At 40.3% G+C, this 23,563-nt stretch carries 26 protein-coding genes and 3 pseudogenes; 8 read left to right on the top strand and 21 right to left on the bottom strand.

Translation table 11 applies throughout. From position 1 onward, the window contains the following. Position 1 precedes the first annotated feature (1 nt). Both H7F27_RS08215 and H7F27_RS08210 read right to left on the bottom strand, forming a co-directional pair. Positions 2–571 (bottom strand): ComE operon protein 2, encoded by a 570-nt coding sequence (locus H7F27_RS08215; protein ID WP_010335007.1) that lies wholly within the window; start codon positions 569–571, stop codon positions 2–4. Positions 572–637: 66 nt separating this feature from the next. Then, positions 638–1,255, bottom strand: coding sequence for a helix-hairpin-helix domain-containing protein (locus H7F27_RS08210; RefSeq protein WP_185848809.1), 618 nt, complete (start codon positions 1,253–1,255; stop codon positions 638–640). Between the two features lie 83 nt (positions 1,256–1,338). Between H7F27_RS08210 and comER the strand changes: the two genes are divergently transcribed. Beyond that, positions 1,339–2,160 carry a late competence protein ComER gene (gene comER / locus H7F27_RS08205; RefSeq protein WP_024122113.1) on the top strand — a complete coding sequence of 274 codons (822 nt, stop codon included), beginning with the start codon at positions 1,339–1,341 and terminating at the stop codon, positions 2,158–2,160. A 64-nt stretch (positions 2,161–2,224) separates the two neighbouring features. On the opposite strand, the gene H7F27_RS08200 is transcribed toward comER, so the two are convergent. The 8 genes from H7F27_RS08200 to H7F27_RS08165 are packed head-to-tail and all read right to left on the bottom strand — an operon-like array spanning position 2,225 to position 7,235. Then, entirely contained in the window at positions 2,225–2,968 is a 744-nt protein-coding gene (locus H7F27_RS08200) for a class I SAM-dependent DNA methyltransferase (protein ID WP_024122114.1), read from the bottom strand. Next, entirely contained in the window at positions 2,965–3,321 is a 357-nt protein-coding gene (gene rsfS, locus H7F27_RS08195) for a ribosome silencing factor (protein WP_044154484.1), read from the bottom strand. Before rsfS ends, H7F27_RS08200 begins: the two co-directional genes overlap by 4 nt. Positions 3,322–3,338: 17 nt before the next feature. Then, the gene (gene yqeK / locus H7F27_RS08190) at positions 3,339–3,899 is read right to left on the bottom strand and encodes a bis(5'-nucleosyl)-tetraphosphatase (symmetrical) YqeK (RefSeq protein WP_185848808.1); all 561 of its coding nucleotides are present in this window, start codon (positions 3,897–3,899) and stop codon (positions 3,339–3,341) included. Next, positions 3,889–4,458, bottom strand: a complete 570-nt coding sequence (locus H7F27_RS08185) for a nicotinate-nucleotide adenylyltransferase (RefSeq protein WP_010335014.1) — start codon at positions 4,456–4,458, stop codon at positions 3,889–3,891. Before H7F27_RS08185 ends, yqeK begins: the two co-directional genes overlap by 11 nt. Positions 4,459–4,468: 10 nt before the next feature. Further along, the gene (gene yhbY, locus H7F27_RS08180; RefSeq protein WP_024122118.1) at positions 4,469–4,759 is read right to left on the bottom strand and encodes a ribosome assembly RNA-binding protein YhbY; all 291 of its coding nucleotides are present in this window, start codon (positions 4,757–4,759) and stop codon (positions 4,469–4,471) included. Then, positions 4,759–5,595, bottom strand: coding sequence for a shikimate dehydrogenase (gene aroE, locus H7F27_RS08175; protein WP_038954228.1), 837 nt, complete (start codon positions 5,593–5,595; stop codon positions 4,759–4,761). Before aroE ends, yhbY begins: the two co-directional genes overlap by 1 nt. An 18-nt stretch (positions 5,596–5,613) precedes the next feature. Then, the gene (yqeH, locus tag H7F27_RS08170; protein WP_185848807.1) at positions 5,614–6,714 is read right to left on the bottom strand and encodes a ribosome biogenesis GTPase YqeH; all 1,101 of its coding nucleotides are present in this window, start codon (positions 6,712–6,714) and stop codon (positions 5,614–5,616) included. 2 nt (positions 6,715–6,716) lie between these two features. Beyond that, positions 6,717–7,235: a YqeG family HAD IIIA-type phosphatase gene (locus H7F27_RS08165; protein WP_003226126.1), complete on the bottom strand. Its 519-nt coding sequence runs from the start codon at positions 7,233–7,235 to the stop codon at positions 6,717–6,719. 361 nt (positions 7,236–7,596) lie between these two features. On the opposite strand from H7F27_RS08165, the gene H7F27_RS08160 reads away from it, so the two are divergent. Continuing rightward, complete coding sequence (locus H7F27_RS08160) at positions 7,597–7,737, top strand: sporulation histidine kinase inhibitor Sda (RefSeq protein WP_003226124.1); 141 nt, start codon at positions 7,597–7,599, stop codon at positions 7,735–7,737. A gap of 137 nt (positions 7,738–7,874) precedes the next feature. Here the strand turns inward: H7F27_RS08160 and H7F27_RS20840 are convergent, their stop codons facing one another. The 3 genes from H7F27_RS20840 to H7F27_RS08150 all read right to left on the bottom strand — a co-directional run bounded on the left by H7F27_RS20840 (position 7,875) and on the right by H7F27_RS08150 (position 9,817). Further along, positions 7,875–8,009 carry a hypothetical protein gene (locus tag H7F27_RS20840; RefSeq protein ID WP_010335019.1) on the bottom strand — a complete coding sequence of 45 codons (135 nt, stop codon included), beginning with the start codon at positions 8,007–8,009 and terminating at the stop codon, positions 7,875–7,877. 77 nt (positions 8,010–8,086) lie between these two features. Then, positions 8,087–8,818 carry an SGNH/GDSL hydrolase family protein gene (locus H7F27_RS08155; RefSeq protein WP_024122120.1) on the bottom strand — a complete coding sequence of 244 codons (732 nt, stop codon included), beginning with the start codon at positions 8,816–8,818 and terminating at the stop codon, positions 8,087–8,089. A gap of 246 nt (positions 8,819–9,064) precedes the next feature. Further along, positions 9,065–9,817, bottom strand: coding sequence for a peptidoglycan recognition protein family protein (locus H7F27_RS08150; protein ID WP_185848806.1), 753 nt, complete (start codon positions 9,815–9,817; stop codon positions 9,065–9,067). A 194-nt stretch (positions 9,818–10,011) separates the two neighbouring features. On the opposite strand from H7F27_RS08150, the gene H7F27_RS08145 reads away from it, so the two are divergent. Next, positions 10,012–10,638 (top strand): TVP38/TMEM64 family protein, encoded by a 627-nt coding sequence (locus tag H7F27_RS08145; protein ID WP_024122122.1) that lies wholly within the window; start codon positions 10,012–10,014, stop codon positions 10,636–10,638. A gap of 21 nt (positions 10,639–10,659) precedes the next feature. On the opposite strand, the gene gnd is transcribed toward H7F27_RS08145, so the two are convergent. Beyond that, positions 10,660–11,553 (bottom strand): phosphogluconate dehydrogenase (NAD(+)-dependent, decarboxylating), encoded by an 894-nt coding sequence (gnd, locus tag H7F27_RS08140; RefSeq protein WP_101861066.1) that lies wholly within the window; start codon positions 11,551–11,553, stop codon positions 10,660–10,662. Between the two features lie 320 nt (positions 11,554–11,873). On the opposite strand from gnd, the gene H7F27_RS08135 reads away from it, so the two are divergent. Then, positions 11,874–12,602, top strand: coding sequence for a YqeB family protein (locus H7F27_RS08135; RefSeq protein WP_185848805.1), 729 nt, complete (start codon positions 11,874–11,876; stop codon positions 12,600–12,602). A 33-nt stretch (positions 12,603–12,635) separates the two neighbouring features. Here H7F27_RS08135 and H7F27_RS08130 read toward each other — a convergent pair whose 3' ends face one another. Continuing rightward, a complete protein-coding gene (locus H7F27_RS08130; protein ID WP_101861068.1) occupies positions 12,636–13,061 on the bottom strand; it encodes a NucA/NucB deoxyribonuclease domain-containing protein in 426 nt (141 codons plus the stop codon). Positions 13,062–13,237: 176 nt separating this feature from the next. On the opposite strand from H7F27_RS08130, the gene sigK reads away from it, so the two are divergent. Further along, positions 13,238–13,966, top strand: coding sequence for an RNA polymerase sporulation sigma factor SigK (sigK, locus tag H7F27_RS08125; protein WP_174754429.1), 729 nt, complete (start codon positions 13,238–13,240; stop codon positions 13,964–13,966). Positions 13,967–14,208: 242 nt separating this feature from the next. Here the strand turns inward: sigK and H7F27_RS21125 are convergent. Then, positions 14,209–14,368 (bottom strand): annotated as a pseudogene (locus H7F27_RS21125) (recombinase family protein); the annotation flags it as partial. A 624-nt stretch (positions 14,369–14,992) separates the two neighbouring features. Further along, a complete protein-coding gene (locus tag H7F27_RS08110; protein ID WP_101861070.1) occupies positions 14,993–15,550 on the bottom strand; it encodes a helix-turn-helix domain-containing protein in 558 nt (185 codons plus the stop codon). Positions 15,551–15,693: 143 nt separating this feature from the next. Here H7F27_RS08110 and H7F27_RS08105 point away from each other — a divergent pair, with 143 nt between their 5' ends. Beyond that, positions 15,694–16,911 (top strand): MFS transporter, encoded by a 1,218-nt coding sequence (locus tag H7F27_RS08105; protein ID WP_106020130.1) that lies wholly within the window; start codon positions 15,694–15,696, stop codon positions 16,909–16,911. 142 nt (positions 16,912–17,053) lie between these two features. Here the strand turns inward: H7F27_RS08105 and H7F27_RS08100 are convergent. After that, a pseudogene (locus H7F27_RS08100) lies at positions 17,054–17,226 on the bottom strand (recombinase family protein); the annotation flags it as partial. 40 nt (positions 17,227–17,266) lie between these two features. Further along, a complete protein-coding gene (locus H7F27_RS08095; protein WP_024122193.1) occupies positions 17,267–18,649 on the bottom strand; it encodes a MocR-like pyridoxine biosynthesis transcription factor PdxR in 1,383 nt (460 codons plus the stop codon). Positions 18,650–18,997: 348 nt separating this feature from the next. On the opposite strand from H7F27_RS08095, the gene H7F27_RS08090 reads away from it, so the two are divergent. Further along, complete coding sequence (locus H7F27_RS08090; RefSeq protein WP_219620031.1) at positions 18,998–19,696, top strand: GNAT family N-acetyltransferase; 699 nt, start codon at positions 18,998–19,000, stop codon at positions 19,694–19,696. Between the two features lie 99 nt (positions 19,697–19,795). Further along, a pseudogene (locus H7F27_RS08085) lies at positions 19,796–20,140 on the top strand (GNAT family N-acetyltransferase); the annotation flags it as partial. Between the two features lie 250 nt (positions 20,141–20,390). On the opposite strand, the gene H7F27_RS08080 reads toward H7F27_RS08085, so the two are convergent. Continuing rightward, the gene (locus H7F27_RS08080) at positions 20,391–21,560 is read right to left on the bottom strand and encodes an MFS transporter (protein ID WP_127696745.1); all 1,170 of its coding nucleotides are present in this window, start codon (positions 21,558–21,560) and stop codon (positions 20,391–20,393) included. Positions 21,561–22,283: 723 nt separating this feature from the next. After that, complete coding sequence (locus tag H7F27_RS08075) at positions 22,284–23,411, bottom strand: Rap family tetratricopeptide repeat protein (RefSeq protein ID WP_185848804.1); 1,128 nt, start codon at positions 23,409–23,411, stop codon at positions 22,284–22,286. Between the last annotated feature and the right edge of the window lie 152 nt (positions 23,412–23,563).

Raw genomic sequence — 23,563 nt, 5'->3', positions numbered from 1 at the left:
ATCACACATAACTCGTAAAAAGTTTATTAGCCTGCTCATGTATTTTCTTCAAATCTTCCTCTGCAAGACCGGCATCCGCTAATTTTTCTAAAAGTCCTGCTACAAATGAAAGCTTTTCTCTGTTTTTCAGATCAACGATCATTTCATCGAGTTCAACCTGTTCAACCGTAACGCCTGATTGCTCAAATAGCTCCTGGGCATACGGATGTGTTTTATAATCCTCAGCGTAATATACTGTTTTGATACCGGCTTGAATGATAGACTTACAGCATTGAATACACGGATAGTGCGTGACATATATCTCCGCTCCATCTGTCGGCACTCCAAATTTAGAGCATTGAAGTATCGCATTCATTTCCGCGTGAATCGTTCTCGCGCAATGATCGTCTATCATTAAGCATCCTTCGTCCGCGCAATGTACGCCGCCTGCGATTGATCCGTTATAGCCTCCTGCAATCATGCGTTTATCTCTGACAATGGTAGCGCCGACAGACAATCTCGGGCAGGTGCTGCGCAGTGCCAGTAAATGGCTTTGAGCCATAAAATATTGGTTCCATGAAATTCGTTCCACGTTGTTCCCTCCAAATGTTGTGTTGCCTGTTCTTTAGTTTACCTATCCTCATGCATGACCGTCAATTCACTTTACTGTAATGGAAGACTTTATTTTTTCAAAAGATTTTTCGCCAATTCCCGAAACCTTTGTGATATCTTCGATTGTCTGGAAACGCCCGTTCTCTTCCCGATACGCAATAATCGCTTCGGCTTTTGAAGGCCCTACTCCCGAAATGTTTTGTAAATCCTCTAATGTTGCTATGTTGATATTGACCAAAGTCTCCTTCCCCGTACTGCTTTGTACAGCACCGCCGGCCGCTTGCTGTGCCGCCTCTTCTCCCTTACTCGGTATATACACCACTGTACCGTCCTGTAAAAGTTCCGCCAAATTCACTTGCGTTTCATCTGCTTTTTCACCAATGCCGCCTGCTTTCTCAATAGCCTGCGATACTCTGTCTCCCGTATGCATTTCATAAACGCCGGGATGCTTAACAGCGCCTTTTATATCGATTACAATATTTTCTTCCGCTTTGTCTTTTGTTGCTTCCTGCTTGACCTCCTCATTTTCCTTTTCACTAGATACAACTTGTTTTACAGGCTCTTTGTTATTTCCGCTGAAAAAAAAGAGGCAAAGAACTGCAATGAGAACAGCAGCAGAGCCAACTGACATGATTATCGTTTTATGTTGATTCAACCAATTCAACTTGCATGCGCCCCGCTTTCGTCATATTTTGTTTCTTTATCACATATGGTTTAGAGGATAATAGCTCAAAGGAGGGGAAATTATTGAAGATTGGCTTTATCGGCACTGGAAATATGGGTACGATCCTTATAGAATCATTTATTGAATCACAAGCAGCCGATCCCTCAAACATCACAATCACAAACCGCACAATTGAAAAAGCGTTGAAGATAAAAAACCGCTACAACAGCTTAAACGTAACAGAGAGCCTTGAAAAGCTTGTTGCAGAAAATGAGATCATTTTCATCTGTGTAAAGCCGCTTGATATATATCCATTATTGTCAAGGGCAGTCCCTTATTTAACAAAGGATCACATTCTCATTTCAATTACAAGCCCGCTTCAAACTGATCAGCTGGAACAGTATGTGCCATGTCAAGTGGCACGAGTTATCCCGAGTATTACAAACCGGGCGCTTGCTGGCGTTTCTCTTGTCACCTTCGGTAAAAGCTGCGGGGAGGCAGCAAAAACAAAAATCAACGAGCTGATGAAGCACATTTCTAATCCGCTGCAAATTGAAAGTGACATCACAAGAGTAGCGTCAGATATCGTAAGCTGCGGACCCGCTTTTATGAGCTATCTGGTTCAGCGGTTTATAGATGCAGCCGTTACGGAAACGTCAGTGTCTAAACAAGACGCTATACTCATGTGTAAAGAAATGCTTGTCGGGCTGGGAAAACTGTTAGAAACCGAATTGTATACCCTTCCTGCATTACAGGAAAAGGTTTGCGTAAAAGGCGGCGTGACAGGAGAAGGCATTAAAGCACTCGAAAGCGGTGTACAGGATATGTTTCATCGGGTGTTTCAAAATACGCATTTGAAGTACGAAGAGGATATTTCCGCGGTGAAGAAGCAGTTTCATGTGTAAACGAGTATGTCATAGCCGTCTGTTGTATGCAAAAGGGTAAAAAGGCATTTTAAAAACCATCGTCTTAGTAAACGATGGTTTTTGATTTCTGTGCTTTAAAGAACAGGCGCTCAGATTGTGGTGACGGCGCTGAATCGGTAAAATCAGCGGTAACCTTATGAAGCTGAAAGCCGCAGCTTGCCAGCATTTCTTCGTATTCATCCACTCGGAACGTTCTTTGCTCATGTGTTTCGTCGAAGCGGTCGTACGCCTCTCCGTTCCAAACAAAAAACGACATATCATGAATGGCGGAAAGCTCTTCACTTCCGGCAAAGCTTTGCCAAATATAGCTGATATCTTCGTCCTGATCAGCAAACGTGCTCCCAGGAAAAACCTCGGTTATTTTATATGGTGAATGAACATCAAACAGCAATATGCCGTCCGGCTTCAGCACCTGAAATACACTTTTAAAGGTATTCATTACGTCATTTTTCGTTTTTAAATAGTTCAAGGAGTCACAGCAGATCACAACCGCGTCAAACTGGCCTTCAAATCCGGTAATCTCTCTCATGTCCTGCTGAAGGAAAAGAATCGGCTGTTTAGCTGGTACTTTTTGCTGGGCGTAAGAAAGCATTTCTTCACTGAGATCAATCCCGGTGACTTCAAAGCCTTTTTCGGCAAGCCGGATTGAAATTTCTCCGGTGCCGCATGCCAAATCGAGAATACGGCCTTTTTCCGGTAGAGATGCTTCAATCCACTTTGTCCATTTGTCGTAAGGTGCGTGAGACATTAACTCGTCATACACGCTTGCAAAGCCTTGGTAAATCATTGGTTCAATCCAAGTTCCAGGTCTGCGAGCGGAGCGTCTCCCCACAGTTTTTCTAGGTTGTAATAGCTTCTTTCATCCTTATGAAACACATGGGCAATGACATCCCCAAGGTCAACTAATACCCATCTTGCTTCATCGAAGCCTTCCATCTTTTTGACTTCAATGCCGTTTTCTTCAGCCTGGTCCTTGATTTCACGCGCAATGGCCTGCACTTGTTTGTCTGAATTACCGTGGCAGATCAGAAAATAATCCGCAACCAGAGAAATTCCTTCCATATCCAGTGCTAAAATATCCTCTGCCCGCTTATCGTCGCAAGCCGCAGCTGCAATCTTTAAAATGGACGTTTGATTCATTCACATATTCCTCCTGTTCATTTGCCAGACACAAGCCAGTTATAAGTTAAACATGTATCTGGGAAAACCTGTTGATTTTTTTTCATTAGAAAAATCATTGTATTTTTGATCGACTGAATCAACGCTTGATTCAAATCCGTTTCTGCAAGTTCACGCACCTCATCGACACCGGGAAATTTACGGCCTGGTTCAATATAATCAGCAACGTAAATGACTTTTTCCAAAAGCGTCATGCCCGGACGCCCAGAGGTATGATATCTGATCGCGTCAAGAATATCTTCGTCATGAATTCCCGCTTCTCTCTGGACTAGGTAAGCGCCGACCGGAGCATGCCACAGCTCCGGGTTGTGATCCAACAGATGCGCGGACATTTTTTCTCTGGCTATAATTTGTTTCATTTCTTCTTTCGGGCGGAATTTGGCGTAATCATGAAAGATAGCCGCCGTTTCCGCTTTTTTGGAGTCGGCGCCAAAGCGCTCCGCAAGTTCAATCGCCGTGTTCATTACGCCAATTGTATGGATATATCGATGCTCGGTCAATTGCTGCTTGACGCAGGCAAGTGCCTCCTCACGATTCATATAAACCATTCTCCTCTACATACTTCTTCACTTTATCAGGGATTAAGTAGTCAGTGGGCTTCTTGCTTTTAAACCGTTCCCTTATCATAGTCGATGATACCTCAAACTCCGGAACGTCTGCAAAGAGAAGCGGATAAGGGGTTTCAACATGAAAACCGGGGCGCTTTACTCCGATAAATTGAATAAGGTTCAGCAGCTCGTCCAGCTTATACCATTTCGGCAGGTATTCAATCATGTCAGCACCGATAATAAAGAAAAGCTGATCATTCGGATATCGCTGCTTTAGTAAAGAAACGGTATCAAAGGTATATGACGGTCCTTCTCTTTCCATTTCAGCCAGCTGCAGCTTAAAGGATGGATTAGACTGAATAGCAAGCTTCAGCATTTCCACCCGATGAGTGCTGTCTGTATAGTCTTCATCCTGTTTATGCGGAGGAATTTGATTGGGCATAAACCAAATTTCGTCGAGCTCCGCCTGATACAGCACCTCATTCGCCATTAAAAGGTGACCGTTATGCGGAGGATCAAACGTGCCTCCGAAAATTCCGATTTTCTTCATTTCAACCACCTTAAGGAAGCTCGATTTGTTTATTTTCCTTTGATTCCTTATATAAAACAATCGTATTGCCGATCGTCTGAACCAACTGTGCGCGGCTTCCTTTTACAAGAGCTTCCGCAACATCATTTTTATCGTCTTCGCAGTTTTGAAGAACGCTGATTTTAATCAGCTCTCTCGCTTCAAGCGCTTCAGAAATTTGTTTAATCATGTTGTCATTGACTCCGCCCTTTCCTACTTGAAAAATCGGGCTTAAATGGTGCGCTTTTGAACGCAAGAAACGTTTTTGTTTTCCTGTTAACATTATTTTCCTCCTAATTTCCCTACTACAATAGATCTCATTTTTTCAACATCAGGCTCATGTCCCGTCCACAAGCGGAAAGACAATGCCGCCTGCTCAACAAACATGCCGACTCCATCCAGTGTTTTCAGACCTTTTTGCTTTGCTTCTTTTAATAGTGAAGTCTGAATCGGATTATACACGATATCGCAAACAACCGCACTGCTTGCAGCACGCTGCAATGAAAGCGGAATATCTTCCACGTTTGGATACATGCCTACAGATGTTGTATGGATAATTACATCATACTGCTCAAGCCGTTCTTCTGCTTCTTTTATGCTTAACACTTCTACATTGCGGAACGAGGGAGCAGATTCTGCGAGCTGTTTGGCTTTTTCTATCGTTCGGTTGCAAATATCAAACTTTTCCGGATTGTCGCGGACGATCGTTGTAAAAATCGCTCTGGCTGCCCCGCCCGCGCCGATCATTAAGAAAGACAGTTCGGAGACTGGTTTGTCCAAAATTCTCATTAAAGATTTCACAAAGCCTTCTCCGTCTGTATTATATCCGACAAGCTTGTCTCCTTCTCTTCTGACAGTGTTAACGGCACCAAGCACTTTTGCGCTCTCATCAATATGATCGAGATGATCCATGATGGAAACCTTGTGCGGAACAGTCACATTGATGCCTTGTACACCAAGAGCTCTTATCCCTTTTACCGCATCTTCCAGACGATTCTCTTCCACCTTAAATGCATGGTAGTGTCCGTCCAAACCAAGATCCTTCAAAGCCGCGTTATGGATATCCGGCGACATGGAATGCGCAATCGGATTTCCGATAACCCCGTACAGCTTCTTCATACTCCTCTCCCCTTTTTGTTAAATTAATGAGCGCCGAACAAATACGTGAACGCCTTTTGGCGCATAAGCCGTTATTTTTTTATTCGCGTCATGCACCGTTACCCAGCCTAACCCAGAGAAAACGATATCTGTCTTTTGCTCTTTCATCGTAAACGTATGGGCAACCAGCTCTGGAAACTCATCCATATCATCTTTTCCCGGCGGTATGAGCAATTCTCCTGCGTGCTTTTCATAAAGCGCGTCTGCATTTTCCAGTTTCGTTCTGTGAATCATTAATTCATTTGGCATATAGCAGACAAAGGCAGCTCTTTCACCTGAAACATAATCAAACCTTGCCAGTCCGCCGAAATACAGCGTTTGCTGATCGTTTAGCTGGAATGTGCGCGGCTTCAGTTCCTTTTTGGGCGAAAGCACTTTTAAATCCTTTTTGTTTACATAGTGCGCCATTTGATGGTGATTGATGATTCCCGGTGTATCATAAAGCGCAGAGCCGTCATCTAACGGAATTTCAATAGCATCAAGAGTTGTGCCCGGGAATTGGGATGTCGTGATAATGTTGTCTTCACCCGACACTTCCTTGATAATCCGGTTAATGAACGTTGATTTCCCTACATTGGTACAGCCGACAACGTAAACATCCTTGCCGTTACGGTAATGCTCAATCGCATCAATGACTTCTCTGATTCCCTGGCCGCGTCCCGCACTGACCAAAAATACGTCAATCGGTTTTAAGCCAAGCTCTTTCGCCTCGCGCTTCATCCACTGGATCAGCCGTTCTCTTTTGAGCGATTTAGGCAGAATATCCGCCTTGTTTCCGACTAACAATATAGGATTGCCTCCGACTAAGCGCTGCAATCCATTAATCCAGCTGCCGTTAAAATCGAAAATATCAACAATTTTAACAACGAGAGAATCCGTTTCTCCAATTCCATGAAGGATGTTTAAAAAGTCATCATCCGTTAAGGAAACGTCTTGTATTTCATTGTAGTTTTTCAGTCTGAAGCAGCGCTGGCAAATCACACTTTCTTTAGAAAGCGAAGCCGGCGGCGCGTATCCCAGACCATTTTTGTCTTCGGTTTGGATTGTGACTCCGCAGCCGATACAAACAACCTTTTCCATTCTTACTCCTCCCACTGAATGTGCCCTTTTCGTTTGAGAGCACTCAGTATTCTGCGTTCGACCTGGCGGTTAAAGCGCGTAATAAAGCCATCCGAGGAAGCGACAGGCACGACCAGGATCGTATGGTAGCCGTTACGGTTCCCGCCGAGTACATCAGTCAGCAGCTGGTCTCCGATGACAACACAGTCCTCTTTTTTCAGCTCCATATTGCGCACTGCTCTATTAAAGGCTTTGCCCATCGGTTTTCTTGCTTTATAGATGAATGGTATGCCGAGCGGTTCCGAGAAAAGTTTTACTCTTCGCTCATTATTATTAGAGACAATCGTCACTTTAATGCCGTGCTCTTTCATTTCTTCAAACCACTCGATCAATCGCGGTGTTGCGTTTGGTCTGTCCCATTCAACAAGTGTATTATCCAGGTCAGTGATAATTCCTTTTACATTTCGTTCCTTTAATTTTTCAGGTGTAATATGAAAAATATTTTTAACAAACTCGTCAGGTAAAAAAAACTTTTTTAACAAAACCCGCACCCTTCCCTTTTCTTTCTCTTAAAATTCATGTCGAAAAAAATCGAACTTGCGCTTAAAGAAAAACTGAGCAAAAAAATTTCGACAAAAATTGGGTTTCTTCACCAGGTGTGGATAAATTTACACACACTATCCACTCTTATTACATCACTCTTTAGACAAATTATAAACACGATACTCACAAGTTATCCACTTTTTGGTGTGGATAACAGAACGATTGTTCTTATATGCAATTCATGGTAGATTAAAGATAATCTTCAGCTTCAGATGAACGCAACCTATAAATGTATGTCACAAAGTCATGAATGATTCCAACTATGAAGGAGGTGTCTCTCCCATTAATTGGGTTCCTAGCATGAGAAAATTGTCTGATGAATTATTAATAGAATCTTATTTCAAAGCCACCGAAATGAATTTAAACCGTGACTTTATCGAGTTAATCGAAAACGAAATAAAAAGAAGATCGCTCGGACATATTATTTCCGTATCTTCTTAATAGGAATTTGTCTATTTTTTCCGGGCGTATTTCCTTTTTTTACTCAGATGACTGATATTATATCACTTCAGTTACGCGCTTTACTACTGTTTTCAGCAAAAAACACCCCTAAAAAGAGGTGTTTCCAGGGCTGGATTTCATGTGAACCAATACACTCCGCCCACAATCAGGAGAACAACAATCAAAACAACGATAAAAGCGTATCCGTATGCTCTGCTTGCGCCATATGGCCAGCCGCCGAAAGGATACGTGTATAAATAACCGCTGTACATGTGAAGCGCGCCTCCTTAAAAATGTTTCTATAACAGCCTATGTAGGAGAAATAAAACATTTTAGGCCTTTGTCCGGTTCAGCGCTTCAGGACCTGCCCATCTTGTATTCCTTCATAAACAACCCTTGCCCCTTTAGGTGTCATATGATTGCCAGAAGGATCTATCAAGCCGGATTGGATAAGTGCTTCATCAGTAGCTTTTCCGCCGTCTGCTTCTATAAAGTGCTTCCAGTTGTCTACGAGAGGCACATTCATATGTTTCGCGACATCTCTTGTAATATCATTGTATGAGTTATGCCACTTTCTCGCCCCGCCTTTTGATTCAAAAGCAGCCGCTTTATACCTGGAATAGTAAAAGAGGTGATGCTTCCCGTTTCCTTCAATAATAGGGATACACGTCATTAAAACAGGCTTGATGCCGTGTTTTCTGCTTTCTTTTATAAAGTACACCAGATTCTCTCTGAAACGCAGCTTTGACACTCTTGGCTTTCCTTCAGCCAGAATCCCAGCGTCATTAGTGCCAAACATAATAAAAAGATGCTTAGGTTTTTGATCGAGTACATCTGTTTGAAACCGTAAACGGGCATCTTCAGTCGTTTGTCCTCCAATTCCTGCGTTGAGGATATCAAGATTCCCGCGTTCAGCTGTTTTTAATATATTGACCCACTGCTGCGCTTTTGGATAGTCACGATAATCCCAATTAGAGCCGCGTGTATTGCTGTCACCAAATGCTACCACGTCTTCGTATCCCTTTCCTTCACATCCTGCTGTAACGAACAGCAGAAGGAAAAGGATGAATATATACTTCATCTTTACACCCCCAAAAGCTTCATCTTTATGTTATACCTCTGTTCTGTTTCATTCAACGCAGAGTTTTTTCGTTATAGCGTTCTCTCTATTGTTAACGTGTCCCTCTCGACTAAAATCATTCTGTTTCCAGTAAGGGGTGAGATATCTATTTCAGTTCCCGTCTTTTTCTGCGAAAAAACACTTCAGAGAGTTGAATGCAATAACCTGTTTCCGCCAGAGGAAACAGGCTACTGATTACCTCTGCATTTATTTTAATTTCGCTTTAAGCTTGGCCTTTGTTTTTGGTCCGTATATACCATCAGCTTTTAATCCATTCATCAGCTGAAAACGTTTCACGGCATTTGCTGTTTTCGGTCCATAAATGCCGTCAATACCGTTATTCTTCGCGCCTTTATCGGGGTAAAAATGAAAGGCGGCTAAAGCCTTTTGCAGCTGAAGAACTTTAGTGCCTTTTCTATAAGGCGCAGTGAGTTTTATTACTCCTGAAGGCAGAGGATAAGATTTGGGTGATTCTTCAAATGGCGTATCAGAGGAAGAAATTCCGTTTTTGAAAGCACTCCATTGATGTAAGAGTTTGCGGGGACATTCTTTTCCAGACCATTTTTTGTGGGGAACAACACGATCCAGCGAAATATTGTGATCCTTCATTAATTTTTTGATCAGCCACTGCGCATTAGCTACTGCTTTGTCAAAATCGCCGTCTGCATTTTCACAGATTTCAATCCCGATTGATTTGCGATTCCCTGTCCCATTGGTGCCGTCGCCAGCATGCCACCCGTTTTCAGTAAGAGGAAGATGCTGATAGATGTCTGAATCGTCTACTGTAAAATGCCAGCTGACAGATGTACTTGGGTTTTTCACATAATCAGCGTGCATTTTCGCATCGGCACCTTTGGCGGTATTTGCTGTATTGTGCACCGTAATATAGGCAGGTGTCATCGCATAGCCGGGACGGTTATCGTTTGATTTTGGTATAAAATCCTTTTTTATCGCTACCATTTCTATCCCTCCCTACTATTAAAGAATGCAGCAACAAGAGAAATGGACAGCCTATTTTACTAGATAAAAAAGAATTGTATTTCCCCCCACTCGTATGACAGTTGAACCACCGAAACGGTACAAGTTATACTAACGTAGATGCCGGAGATTCTGCCTCCTGACATCGCCACAAGTGTTGGGAGTGGATAATTGATATGTTAAAAAAGACTTTAGGTATAATCTTGATCATCGCCGTTATTGCAGTCGGATTCTATCAGAAAGAAGCTTGGCTTGATGCTATAAAAGCAGGCGGATTGATCTCCGTTTTATGTAGTATGCTGCTGATAGCCGCCGACGTCTTTTTCCCGATTGTGCCGTTTGCAATCATTGCAGCTTTAAATGGCGCTGTGTTCGGAATTGCAAATGGTGTTTGGATTACACTGGCCGGTTCAATGCTCGGTACGATATTGCTGTTTTTTCTCGCGAGGTACAGCTTTCGAGATTGGGCCAGAAAAAAAATAAAAGCTTATCCTGCTATACAAGGCTACGAGGCTTCATTCGATAAAAATGCGTTTACTGCAGTTTTATTGGGAAGGCTTATCCCTGTTATCCCTTCTCTAGTCATGAACGTTGTATGCGGACTAAGCAGTGTTCGGTGGCATGTTTTTTTCTTCGCCTCTTTAATAGGAAAAATTCCGAACATTTTAGTTGTTACCATTGCCGGCGCCAATTTCTCCAGCAACAAATTATTATCTTTCAGTATTTACGGGGCCTACGTTCTGATCCTGATGCTAATCATATATATAAAGTTTCCTCATCTGGTGAAAGCGTCAAAAAAATAAGGGCGTCCCGCTTTGCCCCCCTTACTTTTTTTCTGTTGCATGTCCTCCAAATTCATTACGGAGCGCAGCAACGACCTTTCCTGTAAACGTATCGTCTGTTAAAGAACGGTATCTCATCAAGAGCGACATCGCGATCACCGGAGCTGCTGTCTGCAGATCTAGTGCCGTTTCCACTGTCCATTTCCCTTCCCCTGAGGAATGCATGACGCCTTTGATCTGATCGAGCCTCGCGTCTTTAGAAAAAGCTCGCTCAGTCAGCCCCATAAGCCACGACCTTATGACAGAGCCATGATTCCATACCCTTGCGACTTTCTCATAGTCAAATTCAAACGGACTGTTTTCCAGCACTTCAAATCCTTCACCAATGGCAGCCATCATTCCGTACTCAATGCCATTATGAATCATTTTCAAAAAGTGGCCGCTGCCCGCTTCTCCGGCATATAAATATCCATTTTCAACAGCAGTATCCCGAAACAGCGGCTCCGCGATACGCCATGCTTCCGGGTCTCCTCCAACCATATAACAAGCCCCGTGACGCGCTCCCTCCATACCGCCGGAAGTTCCGGCGTCGAGATAATGAAGACCGGCTTCTTTCATTTGATTGTACCGCCGGATCGATTCTTTATAATGAGAATTTCCAGCCTCAATGATAATATCCCCTTCGTTTAATAACGGTGCCACATCACTCAGTACAGCATCCACAACGTCATGCGGCACCATCACCCACAAAATTCGCGGCGTATCTAATAATGAAATCAATTCTTTTATATTTGTTGTCCCCTCAGCCCCATAAGATATCAGTTCATCAACAGCCGCTTGATTCACGTCATAACCGATTGCTTGATGATTGCGGTCGATCAATTGCTTTCCTATGTTTATGCCCATTTTCCCTAAGCCGATCAATCCTATTTTCATGTGAGTTCCTCCTGGTTGTCTAAACTCTAAAGCCATTACTCTTTATGTTCCCTGTGAACTGCTATGTGATACGTCCTGTTTTCTCAAATAAAAAACAAAAGCGGGCCGCGATCAGCAAGGGTAATTCCTTTTATCCCCAGTAACTTACTGCTCCGTGTCATATTGTTTCTGTATGATCTTTATCATAAAGAAGGCTTGATAATCATTTGGCGGCTTCATGCATGACAGCAAAAATAGCGGAAACATTCTTGATTTCCTCTCTATTTAAGTTAAAATATGGAAAGGGAATTCAACTTATTTCTAGCTAAGAAGGTGACAACTTGCCGGATCAAACACAAACTATAATTGGAATTACGAAAACCGCGAAATGTTTATTATACGGTACACTTGCAATCATCGGTCTTCTCATTGGTTATTTTTTTCATCAGCTTGCGAAATGGGCATTATCCCTGCCGTGGACTCCATTAGAAGGCCCTCTTCGGCTTGTTGCCTCTTTTCACGGATCACCGGTTAAGTTTATCACCGCGCTGCTTGGCCTGATTGCCGGTATATGGTTCGCTCATTCAATCATGAAATTGCTATTAACTGTACAGATTACAGACGACTCCGTGGAATTAATGAAAGGCAAGCATGTTCAAACGATCAACTCCGGAGACATTGCTCTGGTATTTATTGATCATAAACGGCTTGTCCTCTTAGGAACAGACGGATATGAACTGGCACGTGAAGAAATAGATGAAAAACCTAAAATCATTGAACAGGCCTTTAAAAAGCACCATTACGTGTGGTCGGCTGAAGGAGACCCGTTTAAAGATAAATTTAGACGATGGGTACCTGAATCACCCGATCTCTCTCCAAGCGCTCATGCTATATTGAAGGCTCGTCAGAAAGCACTGAAAGAAGAGGAAACAGACGACATTGAAGATTTCCGTCTTGAACTCGCAAAGATCGGAATTGTTGTACGTGAAGAAGGAACACGCCAGTATTGGCGAGAAACAGAATCGTATCCTCCTCAGGAGAATCAGCCTAGCGGCAAAATAGGATCATAGCAAAAGAGGCTCAGAATTGAGCCTCTTCTTTTATCACTGAACAATAAACAACACTTTGGTGCCATCTGGATAACTGCTCATTTGATTTCCTACCCATGAACCGGCGCCGCGATTATCAGAAGGCGTTACATATCGGACATCGGCTCCGGCGCCTCCTTCTTCACAAACTGCCATCGGCCATTCATCCCGATCGTAGCCAGGCTTCGTTGGAATTCCTTTTAATGATTCCTCCCGCCTTTTGTCCGCTCCACCACGATCAATTGTACATATATCAGAATGTCCTTCGGCAATTGCATCTCTTATATGATCCCCGGTTTCCGGATAACGAGACAACGGAAAGTATAAAATTTTGTCATATAAAGCAGCCCCCTTGGCCTGTTGCGGAGCCGTCATATCCTTTCCCAACAAACAAAGAAAAACTGCTGCCGCCAGAAGAAGCATTGCCATCCATCTTTTCATCCTCATCCCCCCATACAGTTTCGTTCATTTAAATGTATGGGGGCAGCGTAAAGATTATTTTAAAAAACAAAACCTAAGCTCCCCATTGAGAAATTTCCCGGTACAGACACAGACAGCCTTCCGATCACATACATTGACATATAGGCTTTTGCCTACATAATCATGTGGAGGTGACGATGGTGACAGGTGTTTTCGCAGCGCTCGGTTTTGTAGTTAAAGAGCTTGTCTTTTTAGTATCTTACGTGAAAAACAATGCCTTTCCACAACCGCTCTCAAGCAGCGACGAAAAAAAATACTTAGAGCTCATGGCTAAAGGGGATGAACATGCCAGAAACATGCTGATTGAGCATAATCTTCGCTTGGTCGCCCATATTGTAAAAAAGTTTGAAAATACAGGTGAAGACGCAGAGGACTTAATCTCCATCGGAACAATCGGGCTGATCAAAGGAATTGAAAGCTATTCCGCCGGAAAAGGGACAAAACTGGCGACGTATGCTGCGCGGTGTATTGAAAATGAAATCCTCATGCATTTGCGAGCATTGAAAAAAACAAAAAAAGATGTGTCCCTTCATGATCCGATCGGGCAGGATAAAGAAGGGAATGAAATAAGCCTGATCGATGTCCTGAAATCAGAAAATGAAGACGTGATTGATACGATCCAGCTCAATATGGAGCTTGAAAAAGTGAAGCAATACATTGACATTTTAGATGACCGTGAGAAAGAAGTGATTGTCGGGCGGTTTGGGCTTGATTTAAAGAAGGAAAAAACGCAGCGTGAGATTGCCAAAGAACTCGGTATTTCGCGCAGCTATGTATCACGGATTGAGAAACGGGCGCTGATGAAGATGTTCCATGAGTTCTACCGGGCGGAAAAGGAAAAGCGGAAGAAAGCGAAGGGGAAATAATGCAGAAGAAGCCGGATCTAATATGCCGGCTTTCTCTTATTCATTTACATGCTTCTTTTAAAACTTTCGAAACTAATGGAGACAGAATATACGATAGAGGTATGAAAATGCTTCCAGCTAACCGCTTGTCTCACTCTCTCAACTCGTCAGCACTGATAAGCTCAATTATCATTTCCGAGAAAGACGGTCAGGACCTTAGCAAACTTTAGTCCTTTACTCGCATTCTCCCTCAAGCGATTCTAAGTCGGACGTTCTAAAAGCTCGTCAGAAAATCGTTCATGCCTCAGCACATCCTTAGTCCCTGCTTTCTTATGCAGTCCTCGATCTGGCTGTCAATACTCGATTCCTCGATCCCTTGATCGCTTGTTCCTCGGTTGATACCCTTACATATATTGCTATCACCCTGGATCTTCTTCCTATAACGTTTTATTAAATATTGATAGCAATCGTTAATGCATTTGTCAGCTTGCGGTCCCTCGATGATTATTACCTTCATAAAATGCATCACCCCTTGGGTAATGCTATGTAACAGCTGTTTGTCCAAATGAGGAGATTTTAAATTAAACTACAGTGTTATTAAACGTTTCAATGTATATGCAGAAAATAAAAAACACCGATAATTTGAAACAATCGATGTTTTGTTGAGACATTTCTACACTCCTTAGATCCTCAATAGGAGAGATTTTATTTTCTAATCAAAGCCTTAAATCAAAATTAGCTTATTATCGTTTACAAAGATTTATTCTCATTTTAAAAATGAAGTAGCGTTTTTATTGCCAGTTATTAATGCAATTTCAACAATACAAATTTTTGTTGAGGGGACTATTTAAGAAAACAGAAGTAGGGCAAAAATTAGAAGAAACCCTGGTATATAACAGAATACTGCCCCTATAGTAAATAAAAAAGCTACCACATTGGTAGCCTGATCTTAAAGTAACTTGCTTTTCGAATTAAGATTATCCTCATACGGTAGGTATTAAAATAACCAGTGATAAACAAAAAATTCCTCTCTTGAAAAGTTTGAGCTTAAGGGCTTGTATAGGTTAAAGAAATCATTAAGTACACTTTTTCGTCTGAACGGTTTATGTACGTATGAATCTCTTCACCTTTAAATTTAATGACATCCCACTTGTTGAGTTGGTGTTTTTCCTCTCCAACTTTCATTTCCAATTGACCATTTAATACAAGTACGATTTCTTCAGATCCAGCCAAATGTGACTCACTGTACTCACTGTTTGGATCGATACATGCTCTATACCATTCAACCGTGCCAAGTGCCTTAAACAATGGGTTGATAAACCAATCATTATTTTGTCCCGCAAAGTGATGGGGAGGCACAAATCGGTGTACTTCAATTTCCTCTTCAAAAGTTAGTAAAGATGCTAATGGAATATTTAATCCTCTACATATTTTCCATAAGACATTTATTGTTGGGTTCGCTTCGCCTCTTTCAATTTTACCTAGAGTTAATTTACTGACATTGCTTAAGTTAGATAACTCTTCCAAGCTAATTTTTTTACTTCTTCGAATTCCTCTAAGTTTAATCCCTACCTGATTGGATAAGTCAATATTTTCTTCCTTCACTTTTTCACACCTTTCGCATTGATTCTATCTACAAAATATATTATAGTATACCAAAGATGTAACTATAGTATACATCCAAACAAAAAAGTTAACTATATTATATCAAATAATCATCTAAAATCATAAAAGGAGCGTTTATAATTATGAAAAAAAAGGGAAACATTTATATAATTTGGAGCATCTTTTCTTTGTTTGTTATATCCATGAGCTTACGTGCTTCCATTACATCAATCTCTCCAGTTTTAAAAACTATTCAGGCAGACTTACAAATGTCTAATGTTTCGGTTAGTTTACTTACAGCCCTCCCAGTTTTTTGTATGGGGGTATTTGCTCCTGTGGCTGCAAAGCTTAGTCAACGATGGGGAATTGAATTGACCATTGCATTTTCAGTCTTATTAATTGGACTAGCAACAGCGTTGCGCTTTATGGCAACCTTCCCTTTTCTATTATTAATGACGGCTGTACTTACCGGAATTGGAATTGCAATAGCCGGTCCACTTATCTCTGGATATATAAAAAAACAATTTCCTAAATATTCATCTTCAATGATTGGTGTTTATTCAGCTGGCATGGGCGTTGGAGCATCCTTAAGTTCTGGGTTGGTAGTGCCCGCTATGCATTCTTTTAATAATTCTTGGAACATCGCTTTAGCAATATGGGCTTTATTCGCTGGAATTGGAATAATTGTTTGGATGCCAATCATTAAAAAATCTAAACTAAAGAAAAGTGTAGAAGGGGAGTCTGTAAAACAAAAAAACCAATTACCTTGGAGAAATCGATATGTATGGCTGCTAATGGTGATTTTTGGCCTACAGTCTGGCATGTATTATTCTTTTGCAACATGGCTAGCTCCAAAAGTACAAGAAGTAGGTTTTAGTGCCACATATGCAGCAACAACTGCTACTGTTTTTTCAATCATACAGATGATTTTCAGCTTCATCATCCCTATTTTAATTAATAATAATCCAAATAGAAAACCTTGGATTATTCTATGTGCTTTATGTTATTTTATCGGGATAATCACGTTAATAGCTGGAAGTATTTCACCCATTATTAGTGCTATTTTGACTGGGATTGGTGCCGGAGGGTTATTTCCAATAGCGATGATCCTTCCTTTAGACGCAACAACTACACCAAGAGATGCTAGTCAATGGACTGCTATGATTCAATTCGGTGGTTACATTATAAGTGGCGCTGTCCCTATACTTGTTGGGGCTGCAAAAGATATAACAAACTCTTATAATTTTGCATTCTTTTTATTACTTTTTATTTCAATCATATTAATGCTATTAACTTTAAAAGTTAGAAAGAAGAAAGAATCTAATTTTCAAATAAATGAGTTGAAAACAACAAGCACGTAATATTTTTAACACTTTAAAAACTACCTGAAATAATAAACCCAGCTTCTATTGTAAAGATGAAGGTGGGTTTATTATTTGGAAAATTACTCAAAACTATGTTATGCACCAACTCGATATGCGGCAATTTTGAATCCATCCTTATCCTTAAGCAATTCAAAGCCGGACGTTCTAAAAGCTCCCCAAAGCTTCATCGGCATACTTCAGCACATCCTTAGTCCCTGCTTTCTTTATACAGGCCAGGCCTCTATCTGGCTGTCGATGCTTGACCCCTTGATCGCTTGTTTCTCGGTCGATACCTACATATATCGCCATCATTCTTTAAGCCAATATGTTTATTACTTACTGTTCTCCCTCTTCATGGGATGCAGCTAGCGAGTAATCTTACTCCATTTTCAATTTCTTCAATTGATAATCCACCAAATCCCAACATGATATAGGAATCATTTTCGGGGTTTGGATTAAGCCAAAACCTTGACGGAGAATATACTTTGACACCTTTTTGGAAACCAGCTTCGATCAACTCGAAGGCTGTTACGCCTTTTAGTTTCAATAAGATATGTAAGCCTGACTTTTCTCCAACAATTTTTACTTGATTGCCCATATACTGTTCAATGCTCCTTAACAGAGTCTGATGTTTTCTTTGATAAATCTTGCGCATTCTTCGTATATGCCTCTCAAATTCCCCGGATTGCATAAACATGGCCATAGCCCTCTGAATAATAGGAGAAGCAGATTGCTTGTAAGCTGCGAACTTTCGTGAATATTGAACCATTAGAGAGGATGGAAATACAATATAACTTAATCGAGCTGAAGGTAGAAATGATTTAGAAAATGTACCTAAATAAATAACCCTTTCCTCTTCATCCAATGATTTCAGTGAAGGAATCGGCTGTCCCCTGTATCGAAACTCGCTGTCATAATCATCCTCAATAATGTATCCCCCAGTTTGATAAGCCCATTTTAGTAAACGCATTCTTTTCGATATGGACATAATCATACCAAATGGAAATTGGTGAGAAGGCGTTAAATACACTGCTTTTGCCTTGCTCATTTGAATATGCTCCATTGACAATCCGTCCTTCTCAAGAGGCACTGGTTCAATTTGGCATCCTTGGTCTTTTAAGACTGATCGAACTCCACTGTAACCGGGTTCTTCCATGGCCACGGTTTTTTCCTGAAGTGCTAAAAGACGGCAGATTAACGCCATGGAGGCTTGTGTTCCGGCCGTTACAAGAATCTGTTCCGGTGTAGAGCGTACACCTCTGGATTGAAGCAGATAGTTTGAAATCTCTCTCCTCAATGCAAAGTCACCCTGATTTTCTCCATAATGAAATACTTGATCAACTGCGTCTGACAGACATTTTTTCCACTGCTTCAAGGGAAACTTCTCCAGATCGATGTTTCCATATTTAAAATCCACAAGGACCTCGCTTGATTGTTTACTTTCCAACCTAATAGGATGTTCCACAACAATCGGATGTAGTAAAGGTTTCTCAATCTCAGCTACCCATATTCCACTTTTAGGGACACTTTCTAGGTATCCCTCTGATTGTAGCTGCTGATATGCTGTCTCAACCGTGTTTCGGCTAACCTTTAAATGAGCCGTTAGCTGACGAATTGATGGCATCTTCATTCCTGGCAAGAGCCTACCTTCCTCAATTTCATTCTTAATCCAATGATACAATTGACTATATAACGGCTCAGACGACTCCCTATGTAAAAATGGGGTAATTTCCACTGTTAACCCTCCATCTGTCCCTATTGTTTTTTTAAATTCTGTCACTTTTATTAGGTACAGAAATTCTCTAAAATGATTTTATCATTTATAAAGAAAGTTGGGATAAAAAAAATGCATAATATCCGCCAATAAAATTAGTATGTACAGATAATAAGAGGATTGATTTTACTCAGATACGATCGGTTAAATTGTTTGGATTATTCTTGAACTAGGTACTTTATTGGGAGAATTCTTACGCTGATGGAATCCCCAAAAGTAGAGAAATCAATCTTATTAAACATTCAATGTAATATTAACAAGCATAAGTTCCCTACTTCGTGGGTTGATCTAAGAAAGGATATGTTAAGTATGCAAATTAACCAATTTGGACAAAAAATCGGTGAGCCAGTTGAGGGCTATCAACATCCACTAGTTCCAACAAGAAACACAATAGCAGGAAAATACTGTACGTTAGAAAAGGTATCAATGAAGCATTTTGATGATCTGTACAAAAATGTTTATGGACCCGAGAGTGACGATAAACAATGGACCTATCTGCCAACCGAAAAATTTACAAGTGAAAAGGAATTCGAAATTTTCTTATCAAAATTAATAAAATCAGAAGATCCTTTTTACTATGCAATAGTTGACAATGACACTAACGTAGCACTGGGCTCTTTTTCACTAATGAGGATCAATATCGAAAATAGTTCAGTGGAAGTTGGACATGTAATATACTCTGAAAGACTAAAAAAAACTAGAATTGCTACTGAAGCACAGTTTCTACTGGCGCGTTACGTATTCGAAGAGCTGCACTATAGACGTTATGAATGGAAATGTGATAGTTTAAACGATCCTTCTAGAAAGGCAGCTCTAAGATTGGGATTTCAATATGAAGGAACTTTTAGGCAAGCACTTGTATACAAACAAAGAAATAGAGATACAGCTTGGTTTTCGATAATTGATAAAGAATGGCCCAATATAAAAAATCGGTTCGAAAAGTGGCTTTTGGAGAGCAATTTTGATGAATATGGAAATCAAATTTCAAAACTAGACAACCAGTTTTGAAACGAGAAATTACTTTATCCATTTTTATGATGTTTCAAAACAGATCCGCGGCTTTTTGCTCTCGAAGTTTTTTCATGGCCACCGGGCGTTGCAAGTGGGACTTCCCCTACAGATTTGACTCCACCAACCGTGGCAGAAATCGGTAGCACCTGGTATGGAGCTCCATTTCAACGTACTGGTGTTAATACAGAGTGCAAGCTTCTGATGCTTGCACATGCATTTGATTCGTGGAATACTATCAGAGTCACACTGAAAACTGACGCTCGTAACATACGTTCACGTTCTGCTATACAAAGGCTTGGTGCTACTTTTGAAGGCATTCGCAGGGCACATCTCCCTGCAAGTAATGGTAGCATTAGGGATACAGCTTACTTTTCAATCATTGCCAAGGAATGGCCTGCTGTCCGCACAAATCTCAAAGATCGGCTTGAAAAATATAACTGAGTAAAGCGAACGAGAATCAGAGTGTAATGAACATAAGCCTGAGCCTCTAGTTGAACAGGAATCCGGCTTTAATGAAAAGTGGCTTAGCGTGACAGGAAATTTGACTTTTTTAGTTTGAAGTTAAGCTTTGTGCAAAAAATCCATGTTTCCTAATGTCACTTTTGATATTTTAGGATTTGGAAATAAAAACAATCCTATGACCCCTTATACATGTATCTCGGCTGAACCCCAAATAGACTTTGTTCCGTGGTCATGTATCTGTTGAAAAAGCTGAATCTTTTTTGGCTTCTTGTACCTTTTGGGTACTAAGCACAAAACTTACGATTGCTGCAACGCTACAAACATATGGAAGTGAAGAATATCCCCAATTAGATATGACATAACCCCCAATCATTGAACCAATGGTAATACCAATATACAGAGCTGTATTATTCCATGCCATAACAATTCCTCGTTCTTTTGGATATTCCACTGCTAATCTTGCTTGGTATGATGTAAATCCTGCATACCCAACTAAAGCCCATATAAAAAGAAAGAAATAAATCCAATCACCAGATGAGAAGAATATCCCTAAACAAATGAGTATTAAAATTAACAAAATTAGCGTAACCTTCGAAATTTTCTCTTCTCCAAATTTATCTGTTAATTGCCCACTTGTAAGGCTCCCTAAAACAGCACCGACACCATAAAAAGCAACAGCTAATGCGATTTCTGATGACGAGAATTTATTTTTAGAGTAAAGAGCTGCACCTAAATAAACATAAAGGGTATACATTGAAATCGCCCAAATGGTAGTAACACTTACAGAACCAAGTATTCTTAGCAGATTTCCTTCTAACAGGTTTCTTGTTAAACCATTTTTAGGAATAGATTCCCATGTTTTAAAATTCACTGCCGCCAATACGGCTCCTATGATTGCCATTACAACAAATACTGAGCGCCATCCAAGAAAATGCTCTAATAACGTACCGATTGGCGCTCCTGCCCAAAGAGCCGTCAAGTGTCCTGAGACAACAATCGAAAGCCATGTTCCTCTTCGGTTAGGCGGGGCAGTATCTCCAATGATTGCGTATATCAAAGGAGTGATTGAAGCAACGGATAAACCAGCTAAAATACGGCTAACAATCAACCATAAAAATGAAGGAGAAAATGCAGTTAGCATATTAGAAATAGCGAACAGCAATAAGCCAAATGTAATCAATGTTCTCCGTTCTTTGATATCTGAAAGCCAACCGAAGCAAGGAGCCGAAAAAGCATATGTAACTGCAAAAACAGTTACCATCCATCCAGTGGTTGATGCACTAACTTTATATACTTCCGAAATAAACGGTAATAATGGGGATACCACAAATAAATCAGTACCCATTAGAAACAAAGTTATCCAACCAACGCTTAAACTTATCCTCCCTTGCAACTTCATATAATCCCCCATATGAAAAAATATTTTTACATGTATATTCTCTAGGGGGCATAAAAGAACTTTATGTAAGTGGTACACCCCCATAAAATGAGACAAATAAAAACACCGATAGTTTGAAACAACCAGTGTTTTCTCGGACAATTACTTCGGCCATTAGGTCCTAAGTAATTTTGAAGTCATTCATTACATCTTTTTACACAGTTTTATATTTTATGCACAAAAATGGGTACAAGTTCAGCAATCATCCAAAATAGAAATAAAAGGTCTGATCACCTTTCTCTTTATGCATAACTTGTTCTGCAGCAATTTTAAAATCACTTTTGAAGCACTGTCTTCATCTACGAAGTGAGTTTTTAATGAGCTAATCCTCAAAACCACTTAATTCACCATCGAGAGATTTTCCATGAGAACTAAAAAGTTATTGCGGTCTCACCGAAAATTTAAATTGCGGTGCCCTATTGCCTTTTTCTCTCCCCAAAAGTAAAGGTTATTCCTCAAGGATTTAAAGGGGGGATACTAATTATATCGCATTTGATTCCATTGTTTCTGTTGATATCAAATAAAAAAACCTCCATTTCTGAAGGAGGTTGAATGTAATATTATCAAGTTTGAAAACGATCTGAGGCAATATGAAATGTGTTTTGAGTTTGATTTTCTGTTAAGTTGGATCCGAAACCACACACTAAAACAAGTGACAAACCCAGGATTAGGCATACCTTCTTTTTAAAAGTCATACAGGCATTCTCCCCTTTGAATTTGTGTTTGAGTCTCAAGCATTTTCCGATGATATAAATAAGATGTTTCAAATTCTTTTGAGTTTGCGTAAGCAGCTGCGGTCTCACAGGCAATGTCTTCAATATATGAATAGTTCTTATTTTTTTCTAAGTATTCTATTGTTTTATTAACACCTTGTTGGTCCACTGCATCGACATAAAGAGCTTTTAAATATCCCTGTAATTTTGCGAAAAGCTCATCACCTTGATAAAGAGCTGCTGACAAACCTTTCTTACTTACTTGGATAGCCTCATTCATTTTTCCTTGTTTAAAAAGGATTTTTGCATAAGAAAATAAAGAATGTGGCAAGTTTGTGAGCTTTTCTTTTTCTGTAATCTCCACTGCTTGCTTTATGTATACTTCCGCCTGCTCGTAATCACCACTATCAGCAAAATTAGTGCCTAAATTATATAGTGCAGAACTAATCAACCTTTTGTTATTCAATTCCCTAGATAACTCTAATGCCTTTTCAAGATGCGGCTGACTTTTTTCATAATGTTTAAAATCAGTATAATTCCCTGAGATAACAAACATACATTGAACTTTTCGCACCTTATAAAGTTCATATTGATTATAAATATCCAATGCTTGTTTAACGTGATGCATAGACACATGACTTTGCTTCATACCATAATATGCTTCAGCTAACTTAAAATGAAACTCTGCCCTTTCGATCTCATCAGGGACATGTATAAGCTGCTTTTCAGCTTCTCTATAATAGTAAATAGCTTTCATGTATTGCTTCTTATCAAACTCGTACATCCCTCTGAAAAACAGAGAATAATACGACAAAAGACCAGATATGCCTTTATTTGAAGTCTCAATTTTTTCAAGAAGTTCGTCAATAGTTGGTCTTATACGTGTTGTTACGGGTTCCAAATAATCTAACATGAGTTGATGACGGAATTTCATTAGGGAGAAGTAAATGAGTAAATACTCATCTTCCTCCATCCGTTGGATTTCTTGCTCCACCTCTGCCTTTAAAATCTCTGCATCCGGGACACTAAATTGACGTATCATTTTATACCATTCATTGATCTTTACGCCAACTTCTGACGATGATAAAACCGGATTCACAGGACCCCTCCTTTTATGTCTTTTTATGTAATATTCTAACATTTCCAAAAAGTGTTTGGACCGCAAAAAAACCGCAATTTTTTTATTCGGTATCGTATCTTTGATATGATTAACCAAGATAATTTTAGGCTCGTTTCTCCCCTCTTACATTA

The sequence above is a fragment of the Bacillus sp. PAMC26543 genome (assembly GCF_014250375.1).
Taxonomy (GTDB): Bacteria; Bacillota; Bacilli; order Bacillales; family Bacillaceae; genus Bacillus; species Bacillus halotolerans.
The sequence above is the reverse complement of the archived record's forward strand: the minus strand, read 5'-3'. Positions and strand labels throughout refer to the sequence as shown.

What these genes read in the sequence shown, in the direction of transcription:
- H7F27_RS08200 (WP_024122114.1), bottom strand. Translation starts at nt 2,968, where the DNA reads ATGATTTACCAAGGCTTTGCAAGCGTGTATGACGAGTTAATGTCTCAC.
- rsfS (WP_044154484.1), bottom strand. Translation starts at nt 3,321, where the DNA reads ATGAATCAAACGTCCATTTTAAAGATTGCAGCTGCGGCTTGCGACGAT.
- yqeK (WP_185848808.1), bottom strand. Translation starts at nt 3,899, where the DNA reads ATGAATCGTGAGGAGGCACTTGCCTGCGTCAAGCAGCAATTGACCGAG.
- H7F27_RS08185 (WP_010335014.1), bottom strand. Translation starts at nt 4,458, where the DNA reads ATGAAGAAAATCGGAATTTTCGGAGGCACGTTTGATCCTCCGCATAAC.
- yhbY (WP_024122118.1), bottom strand. Translation starts at nt 4,759, where the DNA reads ATGTTAACAGGAAAACAAAAACGTTTCTTGCGTTCAAAAGCGCACCAT.
- aroE (WP_038954228.1), bottom strand. Translation starts at nt 5,595, where the DNA reads ATGAAGAAGCTGTACGGGGTTATCGGAAATCCGATTGCGCATTCCATG.
- yqeH (WP_185848807.1), bottom strand. Translation starts at nt 6,714, where the DNA reads ATGGAAAAGGTTGTTTGTATCGGCTGCGGAGTCACAATCCAAACCGAA.
- H7F27_RS08160 (WP_003226124.1), top strand. Translation starts at nt 7,597, where the DNA reads ATGAGAAAATTGTCTGATGAATTATTAATAGAATCTTATTTCAAAGCC.
- H7F27_RS20840 (WP_010335019.1), bottom strand. Translation starts at nt 8,009, where the DNA reads ATGTACAGCGGTTATTTATACACGTATCCTTTCGGCGGCTGGCCATAT.
- H7F27_RS08155 (WP_024122120.1), bottom strand. Translation starts at nt 8,818, where the DNA reads ATGAAGTATATATTCATCCTTTTCCTTCTGCTGTTCGTTACAGCAGGA.
- H7F27_RS08150 (WP_185848806.1), bottom strand. Translation starts at nt 9,817, where the DNA reads ATGGTAGCGATAAAAAAGGATTTTATACCAAAATCAAACGATAACCGT.
- H7F27_RS08145 (WP_024122122.1), top strand. Translation starts at nt 10,012, where the DNA reads ATGTTAAAAAAGACTTTAGGTATAATCTTGATCATCGCCGTTATTGCA.
- gnd (WP_101861066.1), bottom strand. Translation starts at nt 11,553, where the DNA reads ATGAAAATAGGATTGATCGGCTTAGGGAAAATGGGCATAAACATAGGA.
- H7F27_RS08130 (WP_101861068.1), bottom strand. Translation starts at nt 13,061, where the DNA reads ATGAAAAGATGGATGGCAATGCTTCTTCTGGCGGCAGCAGTTTTTCTT.
- sigK (WP_174754429.1), top strand. Translation starts at nt 13,238, where the DNA reads ATGGTGACAGGTGTTTTCGCAGCGCTCGGTTTTGTAGTTAAAGAGCTT.
- H7F27_RS08105 (WP_106020130.1), top strand. Translation starts at nt 15,694, where the DNA reads ATGAAAAAAAAGGGAAACATTTATATAATTTGGAGCATCTTTTCTTTG.
- H7F27_RS08090 (WP_219620031.1), top strand. Translation starts at nt 18,998, where the DNA reads ATGCAAATTAACCAATTTGGACAAAAAATCGGTGAGCCAGTTGAGGGC.
- H7F27_RS08080 (WP_127696745.1), bottom strand. Translation starts at nt 21,560, where the DNA reads ATGAAGTTGCAAGGGAGGATAAGTTTAAGCGTTGGTTGGATAACTTTG.